This is a genomic window from Companilactobacillus nuruki, from assembly GCF_002872255.1.
In the GTDB taxonomy this organism is placed as follows: Bacteria; Bacillota; Bacilli; order Lactobacillales; family Lactobacillaceae; genus Companilactobacillus; species Companilactobacillus nuruki.
This window is the reverse complement of record NZ_NIPR01000006.1, coordinates 38,830-51,492: the sequence shown is the minus strand read 5'-3', so window position 1 is coordinate 51,492 and position 12,663 is coordinate 38,830. Positions and strand designations below refer to the sequence as shown.

The 12,663-nt window shown below is 35.1% G+C and carries 12 protein-coding genes; 10 read left to right on the top strand and 2 right to left on the bottom strand.

Features of this window, described 5'->3' with window-relative positions:
* Window positions 1-103 precede the first annotated feature (103 nt).
* The 3 genes from tig (at window position 104) to yihA (ending at window position 3,412) form a co-directional block, all read left to right on the top strand.
* The gene (gene tig, locus CBP76_RS03505) at window positions 104-1,390 is read left to right on the top strand and encodes a trigger factor (RefSeq protein WP_102195556.1); all 1,287 of its coding nucleotides are present in this window, start codon (window positions 104-106) and stop codon (window positions 1,388-1,390) included.
* A 138-nt stretch (window positions 1,391-1,528) separates the two neighbouring features.
* On the top strand, window positions 1,529-2,776 hold the full coding sequence (gene clpX, locus CBP76_RS03500) for an ATP-dependent Clp protease ATP-binding subunit ClpX (RefSeq protein WP_102195555.1): 1,248 nt from the start codon (window positions 1,529-1,531) through the stop codon (window positions 2,774-2,776).
* A gap of 48 nt (window positions 2,777-2,824) precedes the next feature.
* Window positions 2,825-3,412 (top strand): ribosome biogenesis GTP-binding protein YihA/YsxC, encoded by a 588-nt coding sequence (gene yihA, locus CBP76_RS03495; RefSeq protein WP_102195554.1) that lies wholly within the window; start codon window positions 2,825-2,827, stop codon window positions 3,410-3,412.
* A gap of 76 nt (window positions 3,413-3,488) precedes the next feature.
* Here yihA and CBP76_RS03490 read toward each other — a convergent pair whose 3' ends face one another.
* Window positions 3,489-4,058 (bottom strand): histidine phosphatase family protein, encoded by a 570-nt coding sequence (locus tag CBP76_RS03490; protein ID WP_102195553.1) that lies wholly within the window; start codon window positions 4,056-4,058, stop codon window positions 3,489-3,491.
* Window positions 4,059-4,403: 345 nt separating this feature from the next.
* On the opposite strand from CBP76_RS03490, the gene tyrS reads away from it, so the two are divergent.
* The 6 genes from tyrS to CBP76_RS03460 all read left to right on the top strand — a co-directional run bounded on the left by tyrS (window position 4,404) and on the right by CBP76_RS03460 (window position 10,590).
* A complete protein-coding gene (tyrS, locus tag CBP76_RS03485) occupies window positions 4,404-5,648 on the top strand; it encodes a tyrosine--tRNA ligase (RefSeq protein WP_102195552.1) in 1,245 nt (414 codons plus the stop codon).
* Window positions 5,649-5,914: 266 nt separating this feature from the next.
* Window positions 5,915-6,862, top strand: a complete 948-nt coding sequence (locus CBP76_RS03480; protein WP_102195551.1) for an aspartate carbamoyltransferase catalytic subunit — start codon at window positions 5,915-5,917, stop codon at window positions 6,860-6,862.
* The gene (locus CBP76_RS03475) at window positions 6,822-8,093 is read left to right on the top strand and encodes a dihydroorotase (RefSeq protein ID WP_102195550.1); all 1,272 of its coding nucleotides are present in this window, start codon (window positions 6,822-6,824) and stop codon (window positions 8,091-8,093) included. Before CBP76_RS03480 ends, CBP76_RS03475 begins: the two co-directional genes overlap by 41 nt.
* A gap of 15 nt (window positions 8,094-8,108) precedes the next feature.
* A complete protein-coding gene (pyrF, locus tag CBP76_RS03470; RefSeq protein ID WP_102195549.1) occupies window positions 8,109-8,801 on the top strand; it encodes an orotidine-5'-phosphate decarboxylase in 693 nt (230 codons plus the stop codon).
* The gene (gene pyrE, locus CBP76_RS03465; protein WP_102195548.1) at window positions 8,801-9,439 is read left to right on the top strand and encodes an orotate phosphoribosyltransferase; all 639 of its coding nucleotides are present in this window, start codon (window positions 8,801-8,803) and stop codon (window positions 9,437-9,439) included. Before pyrF ends, pyrE begins: the two co-directional genes overlap by 1 nt.
* Entirely contained in the window at window positions 9,439-10,590 is a 1,152-nt protein-coding gene (locus tag CBP76_RS03460) for a quinone-dependent dihydroorotate dehydrogenase (protein ID WP_102195547.1), read from the top strand. Before pyrE ends, CBP76_RS03460 begins: the two co-directional genes overlap by 1 nt.
* Before the next feature lie 77 nt (window positions 10,591-10,667).
* Here CBP76_RS03460 and CBP76_RS03455 read toward each other — a convergent pair whose 3' ends face one another.
* Window positions 10,668-11,525 carry a helix-turn-helix domain-containing protein gene (locus CBP76_RS03455; RefSeq protein ID WP_102195546.1) on the bottom strand — a complete coding sequence of 286 codons (858 nt, stop codon included), beginning with the start codon at window positions 11,523-11,525 and terminating at the stop codon, window positions 10,668-10,670.
* 108 nt (window positions 11,526-11,633) lie between these two features.
* Between CBP76_RS03455 and gap the strand changes: the two genes are divergently transcribed.
* Entirely contained in the window at window positions 11,634-12,647 is a 1,014-nt protein-coding gene (gap, locus tag CBP76_RS03450; RefSeq protein WP_102195545.1) for a type I glyceraldehyde-3-phosphate dehydrogenase, read from the top strand.
* Window positions 12,648-12,663 lie beyond the last annotated feature (16 nt).

Below are 12,663 nucleotides of genomic sequence, written 5' to 3'. Positions count from 1 at the left end.
TGTCTTAAAGTACTTATAAATCACGTCAAATGTTTACAATATCACCATTTTAAGGTAATATTACAAAGTATGAGATCGTTGAAATACCGGAGGGATAATATAAATGTCTGCTAAGGCTAAATTTACAAAAAAAGAAAACAATACTGGTGAATTGAAGTTTGAAATTGACCAAGATACAATCAAAGCAGGTTTAAACACTGCATTTGATCGTGTAAAGAAGAATCTAAACGTTCCTGGTTTTAGAAAGGGTAGAGTACCTCGTCAAATCTTCAACCGTATGTATGGTGAAGAAGCATTGTACGAAGATGCCTTGAATGCTGTTTTACCAACTGCTTATCAAAATGCTGTTGATGAGACTAAAGTAGAACCTGTTGATCAACCACAAATTTCTGTTGAATCAATGGAAAAAGATCAACCATGGGCTATTACAGCAACAATTACTGTTAAGCCTGATGTTGAATTAGGTGATTATAAGGGTATCGAAGTTAAAAAACAAAAACGTAATGTTATGAAGACTGACGTTGAAGATCGTTTGGCTGAATTACAAAAACAACAAGCTGAATTAGTTCTTAAAGACGGTAAAGCCGAAAAGGGCGATACAGTAATTATTGATTACGTTGGTACTGTTGATGGTGAAGAATTTGATGGTGGTAGCGCCCAAAATTATTCACTAGAACTTGGTTCAGGAACATTCATTCCTGGATTTGAAGACGAATTGATTGGTCATGCTGCTGGTGAAGATATTGACGTTAACGTTACATTCCCAGAAGACTATCAAGCAAAAGAATTAGCTGGTAAGAAAGCTATTTTCAAGACAAAGCTTCATGAAGTTAAGACAAAGGAATTACCTGCTCTAGATGATGACTTTGCCAAAGATGTTGATGAAGATGTTGATACACTTGAAGAACTAAAGACAAAGCTTCATGATGAAATTAAGGATCAAAAGAAAGAAACTGCTGAAGAAAATATTCAAGAAGAAGCAATTTCTGGTGCTGTTAAGAACGCCAAGATTGATTCAATTCCACAAGCTATGATTGATACAGAAGTTGAAAATCAACTTAACCAATATTTAGCTAACTTACGTCGTCAAGGTATCGATCCTAAATTGTACTATCAAATGACAGGTACAAGCGAGGACGATTTGAAGAAACAATTTGCTAAGGATGCTGAGGAACGTGTTAAGACTGACTTAGTTATCGAAGCAATTGTTGCTAAAGAAGGAATCAAACCTTCAGAAGATGAAATCAAGGCTGAAATTAAGTCACTTGCTGATGAATACAAGATGGAAGAATCAGCTGTTAGAAATGCTCTTTCTGATGACATGTTGGCTCATGACATCGCTGCTAAGAAAGCAATCGAATTGATTGTTGACTCAGCTGTTGAAAAGTAAGCGATTCTTTTATTAAAAATTGGGAGGCCGTAAGGCTTCCTTTTTTTATAAATTCAATTCAAAACTAATTACTTTACTCTTATTTTGGACAATGCTAGAATTTCTAAAGCATTGGAACTATTGAAGGAGAAATTGCATATGTTTGATAGTACAGAAAATACTGGCACGATTAGCTGTTCATTTTGTGGTAAAACACAAGATCAAGTTAAAAAAATAGTTGCTGGACCCGGTGTCTATATTTGTAATGAATGTATAGATTTATGCAAAGAGATTATCGACGAAGAATTAAATGAAGCTGCACCACTCGACTTGGATAATATTCCTACACCTATTGAAATTAAAAAGATTCTTGACGATTATGTAATTGGTCAAACTGATGCTAAGAGAGCCTTAGCGGTCGCCGTTTATAATCATTACAAACGAATTGGCAAAATGGAACATCTTAAAGATGGTGAGACAGAATTACAAAAGAGTAATATTGCCTTGATTGGACCTACTGGTTCAGGTAAGACTTTCTTAGCTCAAACTTTGGCTCGTATTTTAAAGGTTCCTTTTGCTATTGCGGATGCTACCACACTTACAGAAGCAGGTTACGTTGGTGAGGACGTTGAAAACATCTTATTGAAATTATTGCAAAATGCTGACTTTGATGTTGATAAAGCTGAGCATGGTATTGTTTATATTGATGAAATCGATAAGATTGCTAAGAAGAGCGAAAACGTTTCTATTACACGTGATGTTTCTGGTGAAGGTGTTCAACAAGCTTTGCTAAAGATTCTTGAAGGAACAATTGCAAGTGTTCCACCACAGGGTGGCAGAAAACATCCTCAACAAGAGCTTATTCAGATTGACACAACTAATATTCTCTTTATCGTTGGTGGTGCCTTTGATGGTATCGAACAAATTGTTAAAAATCGTTTAGGCGATAAGACAATTGGTTTTGGTGCAGAACAACAAGTTACAATTGCTGAAGAGAAGAGTTTGATGCAACAGATTATTCCTGAAGATTTGATGAAATTTGGTATTATTCCTGAATTCATCGGTCGTATTCCGATTGTAACAGCTTTAGAGAAATTGACTGAAGAAGACTTGGTCAATATTCTTACAAAGCCTAAAAATGCTTTGATTAAGCAATATAAGGAATTATTGGAACTTGATGGTGTAGAGTTGACCTTCACCGATGGTGCGCTTAGAGAGATTGCTAAGATGTCTATTGAAAGAAATACTGGTGCCCGTGGATTGAGATCTATTGTTGAAGGTACAATGCTTAATACGATGTTTGATATTCCTGGCCGTGATGATGTTCAAGGCGTTAAAGTTACTAAAGATGCTGTTAGAAAAATTAAAGAACCAGAATTAATTCTAAAAAATGGAGAGGTTGCCTAGTAGGCAGCCTTTTTTCTTTATGGTAAAATTACTTCATTGAGGTGAATTATGCAGGTAAATAATGTATCAATGAATTTAAGCGCTGTTAGTTCTAAACAGTATCCAGCTGAAGGCTACCCTGAAATAGCCCTTTTAGGACGTTCTAACGTTGGTAAATCATCTTTGATTAATACGTTAATCAATCGAAAAAGTTTTGCTAGAACGTCCAGTACACCCGGTAAAACTCAAACATTAAATTTCTATAATATTGAAGATCAACTTTACTTAGTCGATGTTCCAGGTTATGGATTTGCTAAAGTTTCCAAGAAACAACGTGAAGAATTTGGCATTATGATTGAAGAATACTTAACAACTCGTGATGTTTTAAAAGGCGTTGTGATTTTGGTGGATGGTCGCCATACACCAAGTGAAGATGATGTATCAATGTATCAGTTTGTTAGCTATTACCATATCCCTACTTTAGTAGTTGCAACAAAGATGGATAAAGTCAAAGGTAACCAGTGGAACAAGACCATTAGTCAGGTCAAAAAAACTATGGGAGTTAATCAGACTGATAATTTACAATTGTTTAGTTCAGAAACTAAGCATGGTAAAGAAGAGGTTTGGAACTGGATCGAAGAGCATATGCAAAAATAAGAATATGTTTGAGAACAAAAAGATGAATCTAGTGACGGTTAAAACTGTCATTAGATTCATCTTTTTTTGCTTAATTTCAGAAATTAATTATTTTTTCAAATGTAAACTTGTTATTATCAAAAATAAATTTTAAGATGCTGCAATTAGTAAATCCGCTAGCTCTAAGTTTTTGCATATCAGTCCAGAGATCAGAAAACATCATAATAGCACCAGCATGACTGACTACTAAAACGGATTCATTATCTTGGTTCATTATTTTTAATAAAGTATCGTTAACTCTTTTTTGTGCCACTTGATTATCCTCGCCACCAAATTGAACATAATAGTTGCCAAAATGTTTTTTAGGGTCGTCTTTAGGGTGAAGATATTCGTGTTCACCTTCGAAGCTACCAAAATTAAGCTCTTTTAAGCCTTTGAGACGTTTATAAGGCATATCAGTGACAAGTTCCAGGGTATCACTGGCACGTTCGGCAGTGGAACAAAATACAGCGTCAAAGGTAATTTTGTTGTCCTTGAAATATTGACCAGCTATTTTTGCTTGTTGAATACCTTCTTTAGTTAACGGCGAGTCAGACCAACCTTGAATTTTATGTTGAATATTAAATAACGTTTGTCCGTGTCGCATGATATAAAGTGTTTTTGTCATAAACTTTTCCCCCAATTATGAAAGCAAACATATTATACAATAATAAAATCAATTCTAAAAAGTCCTTGAAAATTACCGATTGCCACTGTATTATCATATTTATAGTAGATTTTAGTTTTAACTCAAGTAATAGTTTATCTCAGTGTACAGAGAATTGACGGATGGTGGGAGTCAAGCAGGGTAAATTATGAAATACTTAACTAAAATTCGTGTCCTACGTTATAGGAGTAAAGAGCAAGTTATTTAACTTGAATCTGGGTGGTACCGCGCAAAAGAGCGTCCCTGCATAGTTGCAGGGATGCTCTTTTTTCTATAACGGGGATTATCATTAGGAGGAATGAATTTATGAATATTATTGACGAATTATCTTGGCGTGGTTTGATCAATCAACAATCAGATGAAGAGGGATTGAAGGAATTAGTCGAATCAAAAGATATTTCACTTTATTGTGGTATGGACCCAACTGGTGACTCAATGCATATCGGTCATTTACTGCCATTTATGACTTTGGAAAGATTTGGAAAGTTTGGTCATCATCCATATATCGTTATTGGTGGAGCTACTGGATCAATTGGTGATCCTAGTGGTAAAAAATCTGAACGTCCAATGCAAACAATGGATCAAGTAAATCACAATGTTAAAGCTTTAAGTGATCAAGCTAATAAAATCTTCACAGGTTTTACAATGGTAAATAATTATGATTGGACACATCAAATCGGTATCTTAGACTTTTTGCGTGATTATGGTAAGTTGTTTAACGTTAATACTATGTTAAATAAGGAAATTATTTCTAGTCGCTTGGAAGTCGGTATTTCCTTTACTGAATTTACATATCAAATTTTACAATCATTAGATTTTCTAACTTTATATCGTGAACATAATGTTCAGTTGCAAGTTGGTGGTGGTGATCAATGGGGTAATTTGACAGCTGGACTAGATTTGATTCATAAGGCTGAAGGTCAAGAAGCAAAGGTCTATGCCCTAACAATTCCATTACTATTAAAATCTGATGGTACAAAATTCGGTAAAACTGCTGGCGGAGCCGTTTGGCTTGATCCTAAGAAGACATCCCCTTACGAATTCTATCAATTCTGGTTCAATCAAGATGATAAAGACGTTGTTAACTTGTTGAAGAAATTCACATTCTTATCCAAAGAACAAATTGACGACTTAGAACAATCGGTTAAAACTGCTCCTGAAAAGCGTCTGGCTCAAAAAACTCTAGCACAAGAAGTTACTAAGTTTGTCCATGGCGAAGAAGCTTTGAAAACAGCTGAAAAGATTACTGAGGTATTGTTCTCTGGTGAAATTCAAGAATTAACCACTGATGAAGTCGCGGAGGCATTCCATGGTGTACCAAGTGCCGAAATCTCAGTAGATCCTATTAACTTAGTTGATTTGTTGATTGCAACAAATGTTGATAAATCAAAACGTCAAGCTCGTGAAGATATTCAAAATGGTGCTATTAGAATCAATGGTGAGAGATTAACCGATACAACGCTTGAAATTAATCCTAAAGATTCATTTGATGGAAAATACATTGTTATTCGTCGTGGAAAGAAGAAGTACTTCTTAGCCACAATTAAATAAGCTATTGACTAGCAGTGTGAAATCGTTTATATTATTTGCAACGAAAACTTTTAATCGAGTCCTGTGAGGCTTGGAAGGTTAACTACACGTAGAGACAATAAAAGTGTAAACTTCCTTTCCTTGTGGGATAGGAAGTTTTTTGTTTACTTAAAAAAAATAGGGAACTTTTAAATAGATCCAGTGAGGTCTGAAAAGTCGGTGATAATTAGCCAAACTTTGAGGACTAGCTGGATAAAAGCTAGCCCTTTTTAATTTGGAGGAAAACAATGAAAAATATACTTTCTATGTCACAATTATCAAATCAAGAGGTCTATGACTTAATAGATTCAGCGATTGAGTTTAAATCTGGGAAAAAATCATCTATCGGGTTAGATAAATTTGCTATTAATTTATTTTTTGAAAATAGTACTAGAACTAAATCCAGTTTTCAAGTAGCAGAAATGAAACTGGGTATGAAGGAAATTGAATTTGAAGCAGCAACCTCTTCAACAACTAAAGGTGAAAGTCTTTATGATACGATCAAGACAGAAGAAAGTATCGGTGCCAGTGTAGCAATTATTCGTCATCCAGAAGATGAATATTACAAAGATTTAGTTAATAATCATAATTTGAAAATTCATATTATCAACGGTGGTGATGGTACTGGTCAACATCCCTCTCAATCGCTTTTGGATCTGATGACAATTTATGAACATTTTGGAAGTTTCGATGGCTTGAAGGTTGGAATTATTGGAGACTTGAGTCATTCACGAGTTGCTCACTCTAATGCTGAAATCCTGACTAGACTTGGAGCTAAAGTATACTTTGGTGGGTTAGATGCTTGGTATACATCAGAGTTTGCTGAAATGGGTCCACAAATGGATGTTGATGATCTTTGTAAAGAGATGGATGTTGTAATGCTTTTACGAGTTCAACATGAACGTTTATCAGCTGAAGAAAACGAAAATTTTTCTAAAGAAGATTATTTCAAAAAATATGGTTTAAATAGAAATCGTGTTGATTTAATGAAAGATTCAGCAATGATCATGCATCCGGCTCCAGTAAATCGTGGCGCAGAGATTGCCGATGATGTTGTCGAATGTGATAAATCGTATATTTTCCCACAAATGGCTAACGGTGTATTCATGCGTATGGCAATGATTGCAGCAGTTTTGGAAGGAGAAAATTCTGATAATGAAATTGTTAATAAAAAACGCCAAGTTATTTTACGATAATAATTTAATCAATTGTGATGTTTTGATTGAGGATGGTAAGTTTACTAAAATTGCCAGTCAGATTTCGGCTGAAAATGCAGAAATCATTGATGCTAAATTTAATTTGGTAGCTCCAGGTCTTGTTGATGTGCATGTACATTTTAGAGAGCCAGGTCAGGTTCACAAAGAAACCATTGCAACTGGGACTAAGGCTTCGGCACATGGTGGTTTTACAACTGTTGGAGCAATGCCAAATGTCATACCAGTACCAGATGATGTCACTAAGTTCTCACAGCAATTAGCGTTGAATGAAAAATCTTCAATTATAAACACTTTGCAATATGCTCCAGTGACCAAAGAAGAAACTAGTGATGAATTAGTTGATATTGAGGCCTTAGATAAACTTGGTGCCTTTGCTTTTTCAAATGATGGACATGGGATCATGAATGCTCAATCGATGTATTCGGCTATGGAAAGAATTGCCGCAATCAATAGCCACTTGGCAGCACATGTTGAAGATAAAAATTTATTTAATAAAGGCGTGATCAACTTTGGTAATACTTCACAAAGATTAGGATTACCAGGAATCAAGCAAGCAGCGGAAACATCACAATTAGCAAGAGATTTAGTGTTAGCTAAAGAAACTGGGGTTCACTACCATGTTTGTCATATTTCGACTAAAGATGGGGTTGAATTGATCAGAATGGCCAAAGATGCGGGTATTAATGTAACTTGTGAGGTTTCACCACACCACTTACTTTTAAGTGAACAGGATATTTTAAGTGATAATGCTAACTTCAAGATGAATCCACCACTAAGGACTGAGAGTGATCGTTTGGCCTTGGTTTCAGGATTAAGTGACGGCACGATCGATATGATTGCTACAGATCATGCACCACATGCTATTAATGAAAAGAATCAGGGATTTGTTAAAAGTGCATTTGGAATTAGTGGAATTGAAACATCATTTCCACTAATGTATACAAATTTTGTTAAGAGTAGTCAAATGAGTTTAGAAAAATTACTTGATTTAATGTCACTTGCTCCAGCTAAGATATTTGGTATTCAAAATACAGAGGAAATCAAAATTGGACAAAAGGCAGACTTTACGATCATCGATTTAGATAATGAATTTGAAATTAAAACAAATGACTTTTTATCAAAGGGTGCCAATAGTCCTTTCATAGGTCAAGAAGTTTATGGTCAAGTTGAAAAAACTTATGTTAATGGTAACTGTGTTTTTTCAAAATAAGGAACGAGGATAAAAATGAATAAACCGGTAATAGTAGCGTTAGATTTTGCAGATGATTTTGAGTGTATTAATTTTTTGAATCAATTTCCCAAGGAAGAAAAATTATTCTTGAAGATTGGGTTAGAAATGTTTTGTCAGTTTGGATATCCGTTTGTCAGAAGTTTGAGAGAACGTGGATATAATATTTTTTTGGATTTAAAATTGCATGATATTCCTAACACGGTTAGAAGAACTTGTGAAATGATTGCTAAGTGGGATGTTCAGATGTTGACTGTTCATGCCTCAGGTGGAGCTGAGATGATCAGCGCTGCTAAAGAAGGCTTGAAGGGTTCTTCTACTGAGTTACTAGCTGTTACCCAATTGACGTCGTTAGGACAAGATGAACTAGCAAATGAATTACAAGTACCTTTGAAGTCTCAAGATTATGTTACACATTTGGCAAAATTAGCCTTTGATAATGGTGCAGACGGAGTTATTTCATCGGCTTTAGAGGTTCCGATGATAAAAGAAATTACAAGTGATGAATTCTTGTGCGTTACCCCAGGTATCAGGCCAAAGTCAGCTCAAGTTGGTGATCAAAAACGTGTTGCAACTCCATCTAGAGCAAGAGAATTAGGCAGTGATGCGATTGTTGTTGGTCGACCAATTACACAAGCAAAAGATGGACACGAAGCATATACAAATATCTTTAAGGAGTGGAATAAATAATGGATAAGAAAGCAGTTGCAGCAGATATTGCTAGTCAATTATTAAAAATCAAGGCGGTTACTTTGAATCCCAAAGAACCCTTTACGTGGGCCAGTGGTATCAAGGCACCAATTTATACCGATAATCGTTTAACTATTGCCTATCCAGAATTTCGTCAAACCATTGCTAAAGACTTATCAGATTTGATTATGGAGCATTATCCAGATGTCGAGGTAATTGGCGGAGTAGCTACTGCTGGGATTCCTCATGCAACAGGTGTTTCTAATATTTTGAATCTTCCACTTAATTATGTCCGCCCCCAAAAGAAAGATCATGGCAAGAAGAGCCAAATTGAGGGTCGTTTGCAAAAGGGCGATAAGGTTGTTTTAATTGATGATCTGATCTCAACTGGTGGCAGTATTTTAAAGGCAGTCAAAGCCGTACGTGAAGAAGGGGGGATTGTAATTGGTACAGTTGCTATCTTTTCGTATGGTTTGCCTGAAAGCACTATTAACTTTACTAATTCTGAAACGGAACTGTTTACATTAACCAACTACCTAACAATGATCGAGGTAGCTCAGGAACAAAAGTATGTTGATGCTAGTGATATGAATTTATTACAACAATGGTATAAAGATCCGGAAAGTTGGGGTAAATAATGTTAGATTGGTATAAGTTAGTTCGACCGGCAATTTTTAAGGTAGATCCAGAAATAGATCATCAAATGGTAGCTAAGGGTTTGAAGATTTTTAATGATAGACCCCAAATACTGGCATCAATGTTTCAAACAAGAAAATATAATAATATTCAAGTAACTGTTAAAGGTGTTAAATTTGATTCACCAATTGGAATTGCCGCGGGTTTTGATAAAAAGGCAGAATTTTATAATAGTTTAGGTGCTTTAGGTGCTGGTTTTGTTGAGATAGGCAGTGTTACGAAGGAGGCACAACCAGGTAACAAGAAAAAAAGAATTTTTAGATTGCTAGAGGATAAAGCAATTATCAATCGAATGGGATTGAATAATATAGGTGTCAAAGAAACAATCAAACATCTAAAAAGGACTCCCAAAAACGTTAAAATTGGGATCAGTGTGGCTCCTGGACATGGATTGACTAGTCAAGAAATGATAGATGAAATGGTTGACGACATTAAGGAAGTACATTCATTTGCCGATTATATTGCCTTGAATCAAAGTTGTCCAAACCAAAAGGGCGTAACAACTTTGCAAGAAATACCAGTCGCTAAACAACTCCTGCAAAAGATTTATAATTTGCATATTGAGCAACCTGTATTTGCTAAATTTGGTAATGATATTACCGCCAAGCAATTAATTGAATTGATAAAAGAAACTGATGGTCTGATGGATGGAATTATTTTGACTAACACTGCTTCAAATCCAAGTTCAGTTCATAACAGTTTGAAATCAAAGAACAAAAATGAAGGTGGCGGGCTCAGTGGTAAACCGATTTTTTTGAAATCATTGAGTTTGACTAGGGCCATCCATACAGAGTTTCCCGAATTGCCTATCATGTTCTCAGGCGGAGTATTTACACCTGAAGATGCAGAGGCTGCCTTGATGGCTGGTGCCTCTTTGGTACAGGTTTATACAGGATTTATTTATAATGGACCAACCTTACTTAATCAAATGAATAAATATTTGTCTCAAAAGGATTCTATTAATAGATTAAATATATATACGAATGCTGTTGTTCAAGAACCAATAAGGAATGAACAGGATATTGATATTGACGAATTGGAATCAGATCAAGAAATAGATGCCAATTCGGGAGCTTCATTTCATCAAGAATAACTAATAGGACCATATTAATCAGAGATTATTCTGACGGATATGGTCCTATTTTTGAATATTACAGATAAATATGAGGCTTATTGTGCAACAGCAATTTCACGAGAAAGGTTACGATATTCCGTAGGAGAAATGCCATTCTTTTGTTTAAATTGTTTCATGAAATAGGTATCATATTCAAATCCAGTAGCTAAAGCAATGTCGTTTAAACTCATACCTGTATGGGTTAACATTTGTTCAGCAATATTAAGACGATAAGACATCAAATATTGAAGAGCAGTTTGATTAAGTCTTTTTTTAAACTGTTCATTAAGTGAAACACGATTGAGATGGGTCAATTGTGTCAAATCCTCTGAACGAATAGGTGAGGCATAATTTATGTGGATATATTTAAGTGCTTGGTCAATAGCTGAGTTCTGACCGTCATCTTTTAGTTGCTTTAGTAAATTAAAAATTTGAATCAAATATTGTTTGATGCGACAGACCCAAAGATCATCGCTTTGAGCAGACACCTCCATCCCTAAAGTAAAGAACCATTGCAGGAATTTAGAATAAATTTCAGTGTCTAATTCAATTAATCCAATATGTTGAAGATCATTTTCAAATAGGGAAAGTCCCTCTTTAATCCTAGGGGTATTGGGAACATTCAGGTCCTTGGATTGAGATAAACGGACAGTATTCAAAAAGGTTGGATCAAATGAAAAGGTAGAGGCGGAGATATTTTGTTGGTTTAATACTTCAAAATCATCACCAGATTTAAGACAAATAACACTAGGGAAATTTACTGTAATAGGATAATTATTTAATTTGGCTTTGAAGCTACCCTGGGTTAAAAGAATCAAACTGTAACGTCTGTTATATGGCAGATCAGTTAAATGCTCCTGAGCATGAAATTCTATTTCAACTTGACGATTCTTGTGACGATCTTTTTGAGGCATATTTTCCCTCCGACAAAAAGTATAGTTAACTGCTTCATTTATACCATTTTTTTTGATGCTAAATCAAACTATGATTAATCATGTAATAAAGACATGGAGGTCAAAAATATGACAATTAAAGTAGGTATTAATGGTTTTGGAAGAATCGGCCGTTTGGCATTTAGAAGAATTAGTGAATTGGATGAGAATAACATAGAAGTAGTAGCAATCAATGACTTGACTAATGCTCAAATGTTAGCTCAATTATTGCAATTTGATTCAGCTCATGGAACTTATCAAAAAGAGGTTACAGCGATTAAAGACGCAATTATAGTCGATGGTAAAAAGGTTCGAGTTTATGCACAACCTGATGCGGCCAAAATTCCTTGGGTAAAAAATGATGATGTTGATATTGTTTTAGAATGTACCGGTTTTTACACCTCAGCCGAAAAATCACAAGCACATCTTAATGCAGGTGTAAAAAAGGTTATTGTCTCAGCACCAGCAGGACAAATGAAGACAATTGTTTATAACGTTAATGATGATACCTTAAATAGTGATGATAAAATTATTTCAGCAGGCTCATGTACGACAAACTGTCTAGCTCCTATGGCGTACTTCTTAAATAAGGATTATGGTATTAAAGCTGGTACTATGACAACAGTACATGCGTATACATCAACACAAATGATTCTCGATGGACCAGTGCATGGCAATAATTTACGCGCAGCAAGAACAGCTGCTGTCAATATCATCCCTCATTCTTCAGGTGCTGCAAAAGCGATTGGATTAGTGATTCCAGAGCTTAATGGCAAATTGAAGGGACATGCTCAACGTGTTCCAGTGATTGATGGATCATTAACAGAATTAGTATCAGTACTTAATAAGAAGGTAACCATTGATGAAATAAATCGGTCAATGAAAAAACATACCGAAAACAATCCTTCATTTGGATATGATGAGCGTAATATTGTTTCTACTGATGTGATCAATTCAACATATGGTTCGATTTTTGATCCGACCCAAACAGAGGTTACAACAGTCGGTGATACAACTTTAGTAAAAACTGTAGCTTGGTATGATAATGAATATAGTTTTACTAGTCAAATGGTTCGTTTGCTTATTAAATTTGCCACAATTTAAAACATCAAAAAAAGTC

Bases quoted from the DNA above. Each gene is read 5' to 3' on its own strand.
- tig (WP_102195556.1), top strand. From the start codon at position 104: ATGTCTGCTAAGGCTAAATTTACAAAAAAAGAAAACAATACTGGTGAA.
- clpX (WP_102195555.1), top strand. From the start codon at position 1,529: ATGTTTGATAGTACAGAAAATACTGGCACGATTAGCTGTTCATTTTGT.
- yihA (WP_102195554.1), top strand. From the start codon at position 2,825: ATGCAGGTAAATAATGTATCAATGAATTTAAGCGCTGTTAGTTCTAAA.
- CBP76_RS03490 (WP_102195553.1), bottom strand. From the start codon at position 4,058: ATGACAAAAACACTTTATATCATGCGACACGGACAAACGTTATTTAAT.
- tyrS (WP_102195552.1), top strand. From the start codon at position 4,404: ATGAATATTATTGACGAATTATCTTGGCGTGGTTTGATCAATCAACAA.
- CBP76_RS03480 (WP_102195551.1), top strand. From the start codon at position 5,915: ATGAAAAATATACTTTCTATGTCACAATTATCAAATCAAGAGGTCTAT.
- CBP76_RS03475 (WP_102195550.1), top strand. From the start codon at position 6,822: ATGAAATTGTTAATAAAAAACGCCAAGTTATTTTACGATAATAATTTA.
- pyrF (WP_102195549.1), top strand. From the start codon at position 8,109: ATGAATAAACCGGTAATAGTAGCGTTAGATTTTGCAGATGATTTTGAG.
- pyrE (WP_102195548.1), top strand. From the start codon at position 8,801: ATGGATAAGAAAGCAGTTGCAGCAGATATTGCTAGTCAATTATTAAAA.
- CBP76_RS03460 (WP_102195547.1), top strand. From the start codon at position 9,439: ATGTTAGATTGGTATAAGTTAGTTCGACCGGCAATTTTTAAGGTAGAT.
- CBP76_RS03455 (WP_102195546.1), bottom strand. From the start codon at position 11,525: ATGCCTCAAAAAGATCGTCACAAGAATCGTCAAGTTGAAATAGAATTT.
- gap (WP_102195545.1), top strand. From the start codon at position 11,634: ATGACAATTAAAGTAGGTATTAATGGTTTTGGAAGAATCGGCCGTTTG.